Below are 15,627 nucleotides of genomic sequence, written 5' to 3'. Positions count from 1 at the left end.
GAACACGTTCTCATCGAGCGTCAAGGGACTTCGCCGCGCTCCCCGGCTATTCGCAGCACCATCGCCGCCGTCGCGGCGCCGTACGCACGGCTGGCCGAGCCCGGCCGATCCGCCGGATAGTTGGAGCGATGCGTGACGACGACGCCGTTGAGCAGGGTGACCGTCTTGTCCGGCACGGTCGCGACGCAGTTGCCGCCCGCCTTGGCCACCAGGTCGACGATCACGGTTCCCGAGCCGAGCAGGTCCAGCGCCGCCGGTCCGAGCAGGCGAGGCGCCGGGGATCCGCGGTGCACGGCCGTGCAGACGACCAGATCGGGCGGCGTCTCGGCGAGCGTGTCCAGCAGTTCCGCGTTGTCGTCCCGGTTCGGCACGAATCTCCCCGCACCCGCCTCGATCGCGGCCACTCGCTGTTCGATGCGGTTGCCGACCGCCGTCGGCCGCTCGTCGCCGAACGTGCGCGCGGCCGCGATGGCGGCGAGACCGGCGGCCCCGCACCCCAGCACGAAGGCACGGACCGGGCGGGCGAGCCGCCCGGGAGCGAGCAGCCGCCTGCCTTCGGCGTAACCCACCGCGCCCGCGATCCGGCTCATGGTGGACAGCGCGTCGAACTCGGTGGTCGTGTCGTCGCGTGGCACCGCGTCGAAGGCGACCGATTCGATGCCGCGGCGGCGCAACCGGTCGATCTCGTCGCGCCGGTGGTGCGGATCCTGGAAGCCGAGCAGCGTCGTCCCCGCGCGCAGCGGCATCGAGTCGAGTTCGAACGCGGGCGGTTTCACCCAGACGACGATGCCCGCGCGCTCGAACACCGCCGCGCGATCCTCGAGGACGACCGCCCCGGACGCGCTGTAGTCCTCGTCCGCGAAACCCGCGCCTTGTCCCGCGCCTTCCTGCACGAGAACGCGGAGTCCCGCTGCCGACAGCGTGCGCACCTCGTCCGGGGTGAGCGCCACGCGAGTCTCCCGCGACGCGGTCTCGCGCAGCACTCCGACGATCATCGTGCGGCCCCGGGCTCCGCCACCAGAGCGGTCAGGCCGCGATCGGCGAGCGCGTCGCGATAGGTGAGCCCGCCGACGATGTCGCGAATCAATTGCTCCAGCCGGTCGAAGAGTTCCTCGATCAAAGCGGGCGACTCGTGCCGCGGCGCCTTGCGCGGAGCGAGGACGTTCAACCGGACACCGGGACGCAGCGAGCCGGTCCGGTCCAGCGCGACGCTGTCGACGCCGGCCACGGCGAGCAACAGGTCCTCCACCTGCGCACTCGTGTGCACACCCGCCTTGTCGAGCAGCGCGGGGTCGAAAACCACCGAGACGAACATGCCTTCCGGGTTGCCCAACGGTCGCAGCACGTCGGTTCCCAGCCGGGTGTTGATCGCGGCGATCCGGCCGCATGTCCGATCGATCTGCGCGCGCATCAGCGCGTGATTGCGGTCGAAGTAGTCCTCAGAGGTGTGCTCCAGGATGGCGCGGGCCAGATGGGTGGTCTCGCGCTGGAACGAAATCGTGAGCCGTTCCCTGATCCGCGCCAGCCACGCGCCGTCGCCGGTGCAGGCGGCACCCATTTTGCACGGGCCGAAGGCGTTGTAGCCCTTCGAGTTCCCCGTGATGGTCAGCACCACGTCGTACAGCCGCCGGATGCCCTGCTCGGTCTCCACGTGCAGTGCCGCGATCGGGATGTGCGAGGCCACCAGCCGGTCGAAGGCCATGTCGCAGATCACCGGAACACCGCAGTCGAGCAGCACCCGCCCGAGTTCCGCCAGCTCCGTGGCCGTGTAATCCGCGACGACAGGGTTGCCCGGCAGCGTGAGCAGCACGCCGCACAGTTCGCCCGTCGCCCGCAGTTCCGCGAGGCAGCGGGCCAGCCGCGCCGGATCGATCTTGAACGCGTCGTCCGGAGACACCGGGCACGAGACGATTCGCAAGCCGAATTTCTCCACGTGGATGCTGGAACTCTTGTAGAAGCCCTCCGGGCACACGATCACCCCGCCCGGCCTGGCGAGGGTGGCCACCGCCTCCTCGAGCAACATCGTGCTCGAGTACGGGCAGACGATCACCTCCTCCGGGCGCACCCGGACGCCGGGCACCCCTTCCACCGGATGCGACAGGCGCTCGAACAGCTTGCGGGCCGCGAGTTCCCGCAGAATCAGCGGCTGCCGCTTGTCGTAGAGCCTGCCGTCGAGGTAGTCCGCCGGGGGTGCGATGTGCAGGCTTTCGCGCCATGCCCGGTCCAGCGCCGCGACCGCATGCGCGTCCGGAGCCCGGCCGGTTTCGCCGTGGTAGGCGTCGATGACGCCCGAGTAGCGGCGGCCACCGGTCCCGGCGAACCAGGTGTCTCTCGAAAGGTGGCCGCGCACTTCACGTTTCCTGGCCTCGGAGCGATTGGTCAGCCTCGCCAGGTCGGCGAGCGGATCGGTGAGCACCTGGCTCTGAGTCACGGAACCTCGCCTTCTGAAGAGTCTCCCGGTGCGGGCATGGTGTTCCATTTCTCCTGGAGTGCGGCGCGGAACAGGCTGCGGCAGTTGCCCTCGGTGAGTCGTTCGAACTCCGCCAGCGGCGGCTGCGCGACGATCTGGTCCACCACGATGGCCGAACCGGCGCGCCGGAGGTCGTAGAGTTTCTCGAACCGCCGGACCGCGAACGCGACATCGTGCTTCAGCGCGGAGAAGCGCGTCGCGACCCGAGCCTGACGCGAGTAGTCGTACTCGCCCACCGCGACGTAGCGATCATCGACTACGAGCATGCTCTGCGCGTTGCGCGCATATTCGCGCTTGACCAGCACGCTTTCCACGCCCGATCGGGCTTGCTTCCACAGTTTGTCGTCGTAGGGCCAGACGTCCGAGATGTCGTCGAGCACATACATCCGCCGTACATCGATCTTCGGTGGATGGGTCGTGTCGGCCAGGCGCAGAATCGCCGCGTGATAGTCGTCGCCGACGTCGCCGCCGATCGTGCCCAGGTCCGCCGTGTGAATCGCGCGCACCGACGTGGTGGCCTGCTCCAGGATCGTCAGCCAGTCGGTGACGGTATTCCATTCCCATACCGTCGCGCTGCGCGAGGGAATCTGCGCGAGGATCTCCTCGGCGCGCTCCAATTGCCGATCGGCGACCAGGCGCAGCGGCTCGATCTCCGCCCGCGCTCCGGAGGCATCGATCAGGCTCTGCGCGATACTCAGTGCGCGCGAGACCAATTGAGGGTCCTTGCCGAGCAGGACGTTGAATCGCATCCGCAGGTCGTAGTACGCGCTGCTGGTCGGATCGGTCGCGGGATCGGCGCTGCCATCGGTCGGCAACTCCGCGCCGAGCGCCAGACTCAGACGTTCGCGCAGCGCCAGCGGCGGAATCCTGCTGCCGTTCTCGATCTGCTGAATCAGGCTGCGGGAGCAGCCCGCTCTGGTGGCGAGCGACGCTTGGGTGTAACCGCGCTCCAGTCGTAGCCTGCGGACCAGGTTGCCGACCTGCTCGTCCGAGCCCGAGTCAGCCATTCCGCGCCTCCCATTCTGCGCCTTGCATACGCATGCTCACGGAGTATCACGATGCGACATTTTAGTCACCAAGTGTCAAGCGGTGTCGGATGTATCGCGTTCGCCGAATTTCGTTGTCAACCAGCAATCCAGCCGCGCGCTCGTTCGCCCGCCGCCGCACGATCGAAGGTTGCCACATGCGCTCACAAACAGGCTTTTCGGGCTCCAGCCAGCAGAGATAAGGAACATTTCCGTCGATCGTCGACACATATTGGGCTATACGTCTATTTCAAGGCATCAACGCGTATCAAATATCGTTACGAAGCGCTAAAGCTTCGTTGACAGCACGACGTGTCACTACCTAGCCTGGTTCTCGAAGCCACCGCAATTCGACATCGGCGCAAGGGTTTTCCCACTGGCCCGGCTCGGCGGCTCGACAACTCTAGGAGGTGCCGGATACGGATACCTCGTTACCGCGCGAGCCGATTCGAGCAGGCCGCACCCGTGGCCGGACATGACCACCCCGCCCGCAGCGCTCGCGCCTGTTCTCCGAAAGCAATCGGGCACCCAGTAATTCAGGCACGGACGAAACCACCGCGTTCGGGCCGTGGCCGAGCACGGTCACCGCCCTTCAAGCGAGCGGCGCCTCCGCGTCCTCCCGAAACAGAGTGAATGAGAGCGAATCATGGCACTCGACATCACCGATTCGATCATCACCAGCGATATCACTCCGGAAAAAGCGTGGCTGCTTCCCTTGCCCTCCGGCGCCGCCTGGGAACTCAGTTGGCTGCCCTCCGTCAGCCTCACCCGCGAGCAGGCCATGAGCGGGATGGTGCTCGACGAGATGCTCAGCGATCCCGGCACGCTCACCAACGACCTCGCACTCGAACTGGCCGCCATCCACGCGGCCGAACTGGGCGTCACTCTGCGTGACGTGCTGATCCGCTTGTACATCCGCATCACCGAACGCGACGCCGAAGCTTCCTGCCGCGCGCACACGCCCCTGCCCGCCTGACCGCTTCCGGCGACAACTGATTCCATCCTCCGGTCAATTCTTCACTTAGAGAACAGAAGAGACGATGACGAGGAGGATCCCAGAGGACAATGTTCTCTCTCGGTGTCGTAGACACAGGCCGTGAGCGTGTCGTTCATTCTCGAATTGCACCGGAGGTTGGCGCGGCGGACGGCGCCGGATCACGCGGAAGGTTCCACAGCGCGAAGAACAAGCATTGGGGCATATTGTCCGGCCCGTTGACCGAGTACGAGATCGCCGCGCTCGACGAGAATCCGCTGTTGACCTATGTGCCCGGCCCTTTCACATCCGGCGAATACGGGGTGGTACTAGATCCAGCGGTAGCCGGGCAACCGGGGGCTCGCCAGGTCCGGGTACTGGACACGCCGCTCACCGACGAAGAGCGTGCGGCCTTCGTGGCCGCGAAGTCGGAATGGGGTCCGCGGATGCTGCCCTGGGTCGGCGTGTTCGAAGGCACCGCACGCGGTGGATCGACGTTGCACGCGCTTCCGGCCGGGCGAGCCGTGTTGTCCGGCGGAGTATGGAATGCGCCGACCTTGGACGCCGTGTACAACGCGGGCGCACCGATGCCGGAGCTGTACGGCGGCGCGCCGGATTGGGTCGCCGACCCGGTTTTGAATCCGCGGGCTGCTTCGGGCCTGCTGTCCTTCTGCTACTGGTGGGAAGCGGGGCGCTGGTACCGCGGGCAGTCACCGTCCGCGCAGGAATGCGCGCCCGCGGTGCCGGGCGTGTGGACGCGGGAAACGACCATCAAGATCGTGGCGGGCCTGCTCCCGGATCAGGACGCGTCGGAGGCCATCGGAGCCTTACTGTCCGCCGCCGAGACGGGAGGGGTGACGCGAGCGGCGCTGATCGCAGTCTTCGGCGATGACAGCCGTTTCGACATCGACGGCGCGCTCTATCAATTCTCGGCCGCAGGACTGCTGTCCACGGCGCCCGAGCCGATGCCCGCCGAACAGGCGATCAGCCGGGTACGGGACTACATCACCGGTCGGCAGCTGGACACCACCGGATACCCGCTGGCGCAGCTGACCGCCGACCGCTTGCGCTTCGGCTGGATGGTGCACGTGCCCGCTCCCGAGAACACACCAGCCCACCGAGCGGTGTTCTATATCGCCGACGACGGCGAATTCGTGCACTCGTCGTCGGCCATCGATCATGGGCAATTCGTCGCCGCGTTCGAACAGCGACTTCCTCGACCGCCACGGGCTGGTGGTCTGACGCGGCGCACTGCATTTGCTGATAGTTCGCCATAAATCTTGTTGGGTATGCCCATCTCGAATGAGATAGGTTGCTGCCACGCGACGCGAGACTCGGCGAACCGCCTCGACGGTTCGCTCGACCCGCGAGGAGGAGGCCCGATCATGTCGCTGGAAACCAACAAGGCACTGGTCCGCAGGTTCTATCGGGAGATCGACGCGGGAAACATCGACGCCATGGACGACCTCGTCGCGGAGGACTACATCGATCACTCGCCGCCGCCGTTTCCCGGCCTCGGCCCCGGCCGAGAAGGCCTGAAGCAGGCCTTTCGCATGTTCTGGGCCGCCACTCCAGGGCGGCACGAGATCGAGGACCAAGTCGCGGAAGGCGACCGGGTCGTCACGCGGCTGACCGCGTACGGGCGTCACACCAGGGACCTGCCCGGCATACCGGCGACCGGGCGCGAACTGACGGTGACGGGTACCGCGATCCACCGGATCGCCGACGGCAAGCTCGCCGAGAAGTGGTCCGACAAGGACGTGCTCGGGTTCTTGCAACAGTTGGGAGTGCTACCCGCGGTGGGAAGACACTGACCGGCCGGGTCGGGACATCCGTCACACGATCGACGCGCCCTTCCGGCTACAAAGAGAAAGCCGCGCATCAACACTTGATGCGCGGCTTTCGTCTGTGCGAGAAGGGGGACTTGAACCGCCGTATCGCCCAGCTAGCAGCGTGTGACCTTGGGTTTCGTCGGGATTCACCGGGATTGGTCGGGGCAAGAACAGCCCGATTTGTGGACGTGGTCCACATGGGATTTCACTGAGTTCCGATTGTGACGGTGGCATTCTTGGTACCTGGGGATTGCGACCACCAGTAGTAATATGTATTACCGCTGGTGACATTGATCGTCCCGGAGCCGTAAGCATCGAACGTTCCAAGGGTCGGGCATGCGATCTGGCCCGCGACCTCGTACTTCTGTGCGCCTTGAGGCACCCCGCTCACGGATATGGTGGATGCGGCATTCGGTATCGAGACGGTCTTTCCTGCGATCTTCGTCGTCAACTGCAAGGCGCACTGGTTTGAGTCGCCTCGGTACTGCAAATAGATCGTCGCCGCTGGATCGGCGTACGCGCCGCCGTATGGGGCGGACGTCGGTGCGGCCGTCGTGGGCGGCTGAGCCGGCGGTGCGGACTTCGTACCGACATAGATGCCGATAATCGCCCCGACGGCCGTAATGACCGCTGCGATTCCGGTGAGGATACCGGGGACTGACGTCCAAAAGCTGTGTTTCGGTTCCCTTGGCGCCGGAGTCACGTTTCCCATGCCGCCTCTTTCGGTGGAGACCACTGGTTGCTGTGCCGGACATCTTCGGCGAAGCTTTCCCTCTCCCGCCTCGCTTCGGTTCTTCCTCGTCGTCGGGTGTCGCCGCTGCTTCTAACGATCAGGTGGTACTCGCTCACGGTCACTGTTACCCCGGCAATTCGCGCGTAAACCGTGCTTTTGGTAGCCCCTCTGTTTGGTTACAACTACCACTCGAGGCGCGCAACCTCGACCAGATGGCTCCCCTCCGCCCACGGAGGCGTCGAACACCTGCGACTGCACGAGCCCGCGTGCGTCCATCCACACCGCCTCGAAACCCGTCGCGACGCGCTCGATCTCGCCGATCTGGCCGAGCCGGACGAGACGGCGGTGGCGCGCCTGCTCCATATCGAGGCCCCGGCCGCGCAGCCGGGCCAGCCTGTCTGCGACGGCCTGCGCGCTCGCCGCGGATGCCACCGCCGAGATGCGCCCGTACCGCTTATCGGTGATCGCGATCGACGAGTGCCCGCGTCGCGCGATACGACCCAGATCGGCTCGCCGTCCTGCAGACGCCACGAAATCCCCTTATGCCTGGTTCAATACGGGGTGAGGCGCTTGGACATGAGGCGGCCGACGAGGTGCCCGTAGCGGCGGCGCAGCTCGTCGAACGACAGCCCTTCCCAACCGGCCGCGCCGGTGAACGGTGCGCGGTCGCCCGCGGCGAGCGCCTCGAGGCGGGCGACCGCCGGAGCTCCGGCTTGCTGCCAGAACCGCGCCGAGGTCACCGGTAATCCGCTCGGCGTCAGGAACAGGAAGGCGTCGGCCGGGCGGTCGAGGTCGAGCTGCGCGACCGTTTCGAGCGGAACGAACGTCGTGCGACCGCCGCGCTCGGTCTTCGGGTCGCCTAGGCGCATCCGGCCGTTGGCCCACTTCCACGCTTTCGTGATCGAGACGCCGCCGGTGTTGCGGTCGATGTCGCCGACAGTGAGCGCCCCTGCTCGCCGGGCCGGGCAATGCTCAGCACGTCGAACTCCCACCACGGGCGCCAGAACGGCGCGAGCAGCTGCTCGATGAGCTCGTATTCGTCCTCGCTCAGGTGGTCGACCTCGCGCGCCGAAGCACTTCGGCAACTTGGTCTCGGCACACGGATTCCACGGGATAAAAGGAGTCGGCCGCTGCCGGGCCGCCGCACCCATCGCCGCGCACAGCAGGCCGTGCTTATTACGGATGGCCTTCGGCGCATTGTCGAACTCGGTTTCGAGCCACTCGACCCACGCGGCATCGAGCTCGGGGGTCACACCATCAACGGGCAGGTGCTCCCCGTTGAAGAAGGGAACGATGTCGCGGTCGATCATGCGCCGGTATTTGCGCCTGGTCTCCTCGTCCACACTCTTACCGAGGCTGTCGACGTATCGGTGAAGCCATACCTTCAATGTGATGGTGTCGAGCACGGCGCCGAGTTGGGCGGCGAGGACGCGCTCGGCCTCCGCCGGGCCGACGCGGTCGAGCAGCCGCGCCCATCGAATAGCGGCAGCATGATCGTCGAAACTCTGGGACGTCTGTACCGCTTTGCTGTCACGGATGATGCGGTAGCGCACCTGCGAGTAGGTAGAGCCATCCTTGCGGACGCGAATGCGGGGTGTAGTCGCCATGAAGCACGGGTCCCTTGCACTCAGGCCGAATCCCCTCAGATTCCCTGTGGACCGCTGTGTGGACGCAGAAGGGGCATAACCTGTTGGTTATGCCCCTTCTGCGTCGAAATTGTGGGCGAAGGGGGACTTGAACCCCCACGTCCCGAAGGACACTGGCACCTGAAGCCAGCGCGTCTGCCATTCCGCCACTCGCCCGAGCGACTGGGAGACAGTATCACGGCCGCGCGCTGGATACGAAATCGCCATTTCAGAGGCCTGACCGGGGGGCTGAACGGGTCCGGGAACCTGGGGCCGTCGCCAAGAGTTACAGGTGTGGACGATCGTGGATATCATGCAATGAACGTGGTCGATTAACGACACGCCATACACGCGTGTCGTTGTTACGAATCAGGAAGAGACGCGCACCGAAGGGAGGCCGAGATGGGCATCGTTTCGCGATTCGAGCGTCGCCTGCAAGGCGCCGTCGGTGACGTGTTCGCCAGAGTCTTCGGCGGCAGTGTCGTACCCCAGGAGGTGGAGGCGGCGCTGCAACGCGAGGCCGCCGATCATGTCCAGGACCTGGGCGGCGGGCACCTGCTGGCACCCAACAGCTATGTGATCACGATCAACACCTCCGATCACCAGCAGTTGGATGCCGACCACGACCTCACCACCCGCGCATTCGCCAAACATCTACAGGACTACATCCGCGAGCAAGGCTGGCAGACCTACGGCGAAGTACACGTGGCGTTCGAGGCATCACCTACGCTGCACACCGGACAGTTCAGGGCGAGTGGCCGCGTCGATCCCGACGCCGGACACAGAGCCAGCGCGGCTCGCGGCCCCGAATCACCGCCACAACGACCTGCACACCCGCAACCAGGAGCTGGCCCCATGACGCAGAACTCAGGCTACGACCCGAGCCGTGAGCCCGCGGAGTCCGATCCACGCAACCGCGGGTACGCTCCACCGCCTGCCGGACGCGGCGGCCCGCAGAACGGCGCGTACCGCGACGACTACGGCCGTGGCGGCGCATACGGGGCGGATTACCAGGCTCCGGACGCGCAGCAGGGTTACGGCGACTATCAGAACGGCTACGACTACCCGCAGGGTGGCCAGGGCTACGGGCAGCAGGGTGGTTACGGCGAGTCCGGCTACGGCGGCCAGCAGGGCGGCTACGGCGAGTCCGGCTACGGCCAGCAGAGCGGCTACGGCGAGCGCGGGTACGGCCAGCAAGGCTACGGCGACCAGGCCTACGGCCAGCCGGGCTACAGCGACCAGGCCTACGGCCAGCAGGGCTACAGCGACCAGGGCTACGGCCAGCAGGGCTACGCTGACCAAGGCTACGGCCAGCAAGGGTACGGTCAGCCCGGCTACGGGCAGTCGGGGTACACCGATCCGAGCTACGGCGATCAGAACTACGCCGACCAAGGCGGCTACGCTCAGGACGACCAGGGCGGCTACGGTCAGGCATACTCGCAGCAACCGGGGTACGGCGCGCAGCAGGGCTACGCGGGCGGGCAAGGCTACGGCGCCGCCCCGCAGGCCGGTTCGGGTTATTCGGCGACGCTCCAGCTGGACGACGGCAGCGGCCGCACTTACCAGCTGCGGGAAGGCAGCAACATCATCGGCCGCGGCCAGGACGCGCACTTCCGGCTGCCCGACACAGGCGTCTCTCGCAGGCACATCGAGGTGCGCTGGGACGGGCAGACCGCGATGTTGTCCGACCTCGGCTCCACCAACGGCACCCTGGTGAACGGCTCCCCCGTGCAGGATTGGCAGCTCGCCGACGGTGACGTCATCCGTGCCGGGCACTCCGAGATCCTGATCCGTATCGTCTGATCCCGTAAGCTCGCGGTGCAGGTCACGACATGGCTCTCGAGGGAATCGTCGGTCGTATCGTGATCGAAATCGACCGACGGCCCTATGATGCTGCCAACACACGCGCGGCGCCGACACCGGGGCCGGCAAGACCAGCAGGCTGGTGGGGGTGGTCGAACCGCACCTACGGCACCGACGTACACGGTCGAACAGGAGGTGGAGCGCCGTGCAGGGACTGATCCTGCAACTGACCCGTGCGGGGTTCCTTCTGCTGTTGTGGTTGTTCGTGTGGGCTGTGCTGCGCACATTGCGCAGCGACATCTACGCGGCATCCGGCATTCGGATCCAGCCCAGGGCCGCACGCGGTTCCGCGGTGCTGCCTTCCTTCAGCCGGGGCCAGAAGGGCGCCAAATTTCTTGTGGTGACTCAGGGTTCACTCGCCGGCACTCGCATCTCGCTCGGCACCCAACCGGTGCTGATCGGGCGTGCGGACGACTCCACGCTGGTACTCACCGATGACTACGCCTCGACCAGGCATGCGCGACTGTCTCCGCGTGGTGACGACTGGTACGTCGAGGACCTCGGCTCGACGAACGGCACCTACCTCGATCGCGCGAAAGTCACCACCGCCGTCCGTGTTCCACTCGGCACGCCTGTCCGTGTCGGCAAAACAGTGATCGAGCTGCGATCGTGACACTTGTTCTCCGCTACGCAGCGCGCAGCGACCGCGGTCTCGTCCGAGGCAACAACGAAGATTCCGTGTACGCGGGCGCCCGGCTGCTCGCACTCGCCGACGGCATGGGCGGCCATGCCGCGGGAGAAGTCGCGTCCCAGTTGATGATCGCCGCGCTCGCCCACCTCGACGACGACGAGCCCGGCGACGATCTGCTCGGCAAGCTCGACGCGGCCACCCGAGAAGGCAACGCCGCCATCGCCGATCAGGTCGAGGAGGAGCCCGAGCTCGACGGCATGGGCACCACGCTCACCGCGATCCTGTTCGCGGGCAAGAAACTCGGCCTCGTGCACATCGGCGACTCGCGCGCCTACCTGCTGCGCGGCGGCGAGCTCGGCCAGATCACCCGGGACGACACCTTCGTCCAATCGCTGGTCGACGAGGGCAGGATCACACCGGAGCAGGCGCACACGCACCCGCAGCGCTCGCTGATCATGCGCGCGCTCACCGGCAACGAGATCGAGCCGACGCTGATCATGCGCGAAGCGCGCGCCGGTGACCGCTACCTGCTGTGTTCCGACGGTCTCTCCGACGTGGTCAGCGACGAGACCATCGCGAACACGATGCGCGAGGGCAGCACCGACGAGTGCGCCGACCGGCTCATCGAGCTGGCGTTGCGCAGCGGCGGTCCGGACAACGTGACCGTCGTCGTCGCCGATGTCATCGACCTGGACTACGGCCAGAGCCACCCGATCGTCGCGGGCGCCGCCTCCGGCGTCGACGAGGACACGCCGCCGCCGAACACCGCCGCAGGCCGGGCCTCCGCGTTGCGCCCGCCGCGCGCCGCGCCGCGCCGGGCCGCCGCCGCGCCCGAGCCGCCCGCGAAGAAGTCGCACCGGTTGCGCTGGATCGTGCTCGCGCTGGCGCTCATCGTCGCGGTCTGCGTCGGGCTCGTGGTCGGCTACAAGATGATCCGCAGCAACTACTACGTCGGCGCCGACGACGGTTCGGTGGTGATCCTGCGCGGGCTGCCCGGTTCGATCCTCGGTTACTCGATCCACGACGTGAATCTCGTCGGATGTGTGACCCGCAACGGAGAACTCACTCTGACCGACCCCGGCGAGAGTCTGCCGTCGGCGTGCAAGCCGCTGAAGGTCACCGATCTGAAGCAGACCGGCCGCGAGCAGGTGGACAAGGGCTTGCCGCCGGGCTCGCTGGACAAGGCCAGGGACTCGATGACCTACCTCGCCCAGCGAGAACTGCTGCCGCCGTGCCCGGTCAAGGAATCGGCGCCGCAGCCGGGTGTCGTCCCGTCGCCTGCCGAAACCCCGGCCCCCGCGCCCAACGGCGCTCAGCCCGCTCCGGCCACCGCCGCGCCCGCGCCCGCGCCGGCTCCGGCTCCGGCGCCGGAACAGGGCGACGCCAGGGGCACCGAAATCAAGACACCGACGAAGTCGGAGGCTCCTGTCCCGCCGTCGAGCGCGTCGCCCGCCCCCCAGACCGCGGGGGAGAACTGCCGGGTGACGGACTGATGTCCGCGCCGGCACCGCCGTCGGCTGGGGCTTTTCCCAGTCCCCCGGGCGGCTTCGCTCCCGCGCCACCGCCGAGCACCAGACGCAACGTCGAACTTCTGCTGCTCGGGGCGGCGGCGGTGATCACCACGGTGTCCCTGTTCCTGGTCGAGGCCAGTCAGGAACAGTCGATCACCTTGGATATCGCCAAATACGGCTTGGCCTACCTGGCGTTGTTCGCGGTGGCGCACCTGGCCGTGCGGCGGTTCGCCCCGTTCGCCGACCCCCTGCTGTTGCCGATCGTGGCGTTGCTCAACGGACTCGGTCTCGTGCTGATCCACCGGCTCGACTTGGCCGACCAGCAGACCGCCGCCTACAACTCGTGGGCGACCCCCTCCCCCGACGCCAATCAGCAGATCCTGTGGACCGCGCTGGGCACGCTCGTGTTCATCACGCTGCTGATCGCGCTGCGCGACTACCGCACCCTGGCCCGCTACAGCTACACCCTCGGCCTCATCGGCCTTGTCGCGCTGGCCATTCCGGCTCTGCTGCCGAGCGCGTTCTCCGAGACCAACGGCGCGAAGATCTGGATCCGGCTGCCCGGGTTCAGTGTCCAGCCGGGTGAGTTCGCGAAGATCCTGCTGATCATCTTCTTCGCCTCGGTCCTGGTGGCCAAGCGCGAGATCTTCACCGCCGCCGGTCGCCATGTGCTCGGCATGGAGTTCCCGCGCGGCCGCGACCTCGGACCGATCCTGGCCGTCTGGGTCGTCTGCATCGGCGTGCTCGTGTTCGAGAAGGATCTCGGCACCTCGCTGCTGATCTTCAGCACGGTGCTCGTGATGCTCTACATCGCCACCGAACGGGTCGGCTGGCTGGTCATCGGCGGCGGACTGCTCGCGCTCGGATTCGTCTTCGCCTATCAATTGTTCGGCCACGTGCGGGTCCGGGTGGAGACCTGGCTGCACCCGTTCGACGACTACAACAACACCGGCTATCAGATCTCGCAGTCGCTGTTCGGCCTGGCCACCGGCGGTCTCGCCGGGACCGGCCTCGGCAGCGGCAGGCCGAACCAGGTGCCGTTCGCCAAGACCGACTTCATCGTCACCACCATCGGCGAGGAACTCGGCCTGATCGGGCTCGCCGCGGTGCTGGCGCTGTTCCTGGTATTCGTCGTGCGCGGGCTGCGCACCGCACTCGCGGTGCGCGACAGCTTCGGCAAATTGCTCGCGGCCGGCCTGTCGTTCACCATCGCGATCCAGCTGTTCGTCGTGGTCGGGGGTGTGACCAAGCTGATTCCGCTGACCGGTCTCACCACCCCGTTCATGTCCTACGGCGGGTCTTCGCTGCTGGCCAACTACGCGTTGCTGGCGTTGCTGATCAAGATCTCCGACGCCGCCCGCGCACCCGCCCCGGTGCGCAAGAAGGAACCGGCGCCGATCGCCGACGCGCAGACCGAACTGCTGCGGCGCGATGGCGGGCGACCGGAGGCGGGGCCGCTGACATGAACACTCCACTACGCCGAGTCGCGATCGCGGTGATGGTGATGGTCGTCGCACTGCTGGCGAACGCCACCTACGTCCAAGTGATCAAGGCCGACGACCTGCGCTCCGATCCGCGCAACTCCCGGGTTCTGCTGGACGAGTACGCCCGCCAGCGCGGGCAGATCTCGGCAGGCGGCACCGTGCTGGCCGGCTCGGTCGCGACCGATGACCGCTACAAGTACTTGCGCACGTACCCGAGCGAGCCGGAGGCGTACGCACCCGCCACCGGTTTCTACTCGATGCAGTACGGCAGCACCGGACTGGAACGTGCTGAGGACTCGGTGCTCAACGGGTCCGACAGTCAACTGTTCGGCAGCCGCCTCGTCGACCTCATCTCCGGCCGCGACCCGCGCGGCGGCAACGTGGTCACCACGCTCAACCCGCTGATGCAGCAGGTGGCCTACGACCAGATGACCAGCAAGGGCTACACCGGTTCGGTGGTGGCGATCGAGCCGAGCACCGGCAAGATCCTGACCATGGTCTCCACGCCCAGCTACGACCCGAACCTGCTGTCCGGGCACGACGGTGCGCGCGGCACCCAGGCGTGGGAAACGCTGAGCGCGGATCCGCGCCACCCCATGCTGAATCGCGCCATCTCGCAGACCTATCCGCCCGGATCCACGTTCAAAGTCGTGGTTACCGCCGCCGCGCTGTCCAACGGCGCCGCGACTCCCGACGACCAGTTCACCGCCGCGCCGAACATCACGCTGCCCGGCACCAGCACCACGCTGGAGAACTACAACGGCTCCACGTGCGGTCCCAACCCGACAGCTTCGCTGTTCGAAGCGTTCCGTCGCTCGTGCAACACCGCGTTCGCCGAACTCGGCGTCAAGGTGGGTGCCGCGAATCTCAAGGACGAGGCGGCCGCGTTCGGCATCGGCCCGCACCGAGGGATCCCGATGCCGGTGGCGGAGAGCACCGTCGGCACCATCTCCGACGACGCCGCCCTGGCCCAGAGCAGCATCGGGCAGCGCGACGTGGCGTTGACCCCGCTGCAGAACGCGGTCGTCGCGGCGACCATCGCCAACGGCGGCGTCCGGATGGAGCCCTACCTGGTGGATCAGTTGCAGGGCCCGGATCTGAGCGAGCTGTCGAAGACCAAGCCGGTCTCGGTCGGCCAAGCCGTCAGCGCCGATGTAGCGTCGACCGTGACCAACCTGATGATCGCGTCGGAGGGCAACACCTCTGGAGGTAACCAGACCCGTTATCAGATCGCGTCCAAGACCGGCACCGCGGAGCACGGGAGCAACCCGCGCAACACGCCGCCGCATGCTTGGTACATCGCGTTCGCCCCCGCGCAGAACCCGAAGATCGCCATCGCGGTGATCGTGGAGAACGGTGGGGACCGGGCGCTTGCCGCGACCGGTGGCTCGGTCGCCGCGCCGGTGGCTCGCGCGGTTCTCGACGCCGGTCTTCGAGGGGGCTGAACGATATGGATGTGCGAGTGAAGGTACGGGGACCT

Annotated in this window: 13 protein-coding genes and 1 tRNA gene; 8 read left to right on the top strand and 6 right to left on the bottom strand. The window is 67.0% G+C overall.

Annotation, left to right across the window (positions count from 1 at the left end; genetic code table 11):
- Positions 1-20: 20 nt before the first annotated feature.
- The 3 genes from ACL03I_RS30425 to ACL03I_RS30415 are packed head-to-tail and all read right to left on the bottom strand — an operon-like array spanning position 21 to position 3,477.
- Positions 21-995, bottom strand: coding sequence for a Rossmann-fold NAD(P)-binding domain-containing protein (locus tag ACL03I_RS30425; RefSeq protein WP_412807563.1), 975 nt, complete (start codon positions 993-995; stop codon positions 21-23).
- Positions 992-2,431 (bottom strand): pyridoxal phosphate-dependent aminotransferase, encoded by a 1,440-nt coding sequence (locus ACL03I_RS30420; protein WP_412807562.1) that lies wholly within the window; start codon positions 2,429-2,431, stop codon positions 992-994. The genes ACL03I_RS30425 and ACL03I_RS30420 overlap by 4 nt, the downstream gene beginning before the upstream one ends.
- A complete protein-coding gene (locus ACL03I_RS30415; RefSeq protein WP_355073368.1) occupies positions 2,428-3,477 on the bottom strand; it encodes a helix-turn-helix transcriptional regulator in 1,050 nt (349 codons plus the stop codon). The genes ACL03I_RS30420 and ACL03I_RS30415 overlap by 4 nt, the downstream gene beginning before the upstream one ends.
- A 664-nt stretch (positions 3,478-4,141) precedes the next feature.
- Here ACL03I_RS30415 and ACL03I_RS30410 point away from each other — a divergent pair.
- The 3 genes from ACL03I_RS30410 (at position 4,142) to ACL03I_RS30400 (ending at position 6,282) form a co-directional block, all read left to right on the top strand.
- Positions 4,142-4,471, top strand: coding sequence for a hypothetical protein (locus tag ACL03I_RS30410; protein WP_397076931.1), 330 nt, complete (start codon positions 4,142-4,144; stop codon positions 4,469-4,471).
- A 236-nt stretch (positions 4,472-4,707) separates the two neighbouring features.
- Positions 4,708-5,745 carry a hypothetical protein gene (locus ACL03I_RS30405; protein WP_412807561.1) on the top strand — a complete coding sequence of 346 codons (1,038 nt, stop codon included), beginning with the start codon at positions 4,708-4,710 and terminating at the stop codon, positions 5,743-5,745.
- Between the two features lie 108 nt (positions 5,746-5,853).
- Positions 5,854-6,282: an ester cyclase gene (locus tag ACL03I_RS30400; RefSeq protein ID WP_355073374.1), complete on the top strand. Its 429-nt coding sequence runs from the start codon at positions 5,854-5,856 to the stop codon at positions 6,280-6,282.
- A 223-nt stretch (positions 6,283-6,505) separates the two neighbouring features.
- Here the strand turns inward: ACL03I_RS30400 and ACL03I_RS30395 are convergent, their stop codons facing one another.
- The 3 genes from ACL03I_RS30395 to ACL03I_RS30385 all read right to left on the bottom strand — a co-directional run bounded on the left by ACL03I_RS30395 (position 6,506) and on the right by ACL03I_RS30385 (position 8,835).
- The gene (locus ACL03I_RS30395) at positions 6,506-7,012 is read right to left on the bottom strand and encodes a hypothetical protein (protein ID WP_412807560.1); all 507 of its coding nucleotides are present in this window, start codon (positions 7,010-7,012) and stop codon (positions 6,506-6,508) included.
- A 572-nt stretch (positions 7,013-7,584) separates the two neighbouring features.
- Positions 7,585-8,640, bottom strand: coding sequence for a hypothetical protein (locus ACL03I_RS30390; RefSeq protein ID WP_412807559.1), 1,056 nt, complete (start codon positions 8,638-8,640; stop codon positions 7,585-7,587).
- A gap of 112 nt (positions 8,641-8,752) precedes the next feature.
- Positions 8,753-8,835, bottom strand: a tRNA-Leu gene (locus ACL03I_RS30385).
- A gap of 225 nt (positions 8,836-9,060) precedes the next feature.
- On the opposite strand from ACL03I_RS30385, the gene ACL03I_RS30380 reads away from it, so the two are divergent.
- The 5 genes from ACL03I_RS30380 to ACL03I_RS30360 all read left to right on the top strand — a co-directional run bounded on the left by ACL03I_RS30380 (position 9,061) and on the right by ACL03I_RS30360 (position 15,592).
- Positions 9,061-10,461, top strand: a complete 1,401-nt coding sequence (locus ACL03I_RS30380; protein ID WP_412807558.1) for a DUF3662 and FHA domain-containing protein — start codon at positions 9,061-9,063, stop codon at positions 10,459-10,461.
- A 205-nt stretch (positions 10,462-10,666) separates the two neighbouring features.
- Positions 10,667-11,134, top strand: coding sequence for an FHA domain-containing protein FhaB/FipA (locus ACL03I_RS30375; RefSeq protein WP_014980860.1), 468 nt, complete (start codon positions 10,667-10,669; stop codon positions 11,132-11,134).
- The gene (locus tag ACL03I_RS30370; RefSeq protein WP_355073380.1) at positions 11,131-12,645 is read left to right on the top strand and encodes a PP2C family protein-serine/threonine phosphatase; all 1,515 of its coding nucleotides are present in this window, start codon (positions 11,131-11,133) and stop codon (positions 12,643-12,645) included. The genes ACL03I_RS30375 and ACL03I_RS30370 overlap by 4 nt, the downstream gene beginning before the upstream one ends.
- Positions 12,645-14,129, top strand: coding sequence for an FtsW/RodA/SpoVE family cell cycle protein (locus tag ACL03I_RS30365; protein WP_355073382.1), 1,485 nt, complete (start codon positions 12,645-12,647; stop codon positions 14,127-14,129). The genes ACL03I_RS30370 and ACL03I_RS30365 overlap by 1 nt, the downstream gene beginning before the upstream one ends.
- On the top strand, positions 14,126-15,592 hold the full coding sequence (locus ACL03I_RS30360) for a peptidoglycan D,D-transpeptidase FtsI family protein (RefSeq protein ID WP_355073384.1): 1,467 nt from the start codon (positions 14,126-14,128) through the stop codon (positions 15,590-15,592). The genes ACL03I_RS30365 and ACL03I_RS30360 overlap by 4 nt, the downstream gene beginning before the upstream one ends.
- Positions 15,593-15,627 lie beyond the last annotated feature (35 nt).

Source organism: Nocardia sichangensis (assembly GCF_047200615.1).
In the GTDB taxonomy this organism is placed as follows: domain Bacteria; phylum Actinomycetota; class Actinomycetes; order Mycobacteriales; family Mycobacteriaceae; genus Nocardia; species Nocardia sichangensis.
The sequence above is the reverse complement of the archived record's forward strand: the minus strand, read 5'-3'. Positions and strand labels throughout refer to the sequence as shown.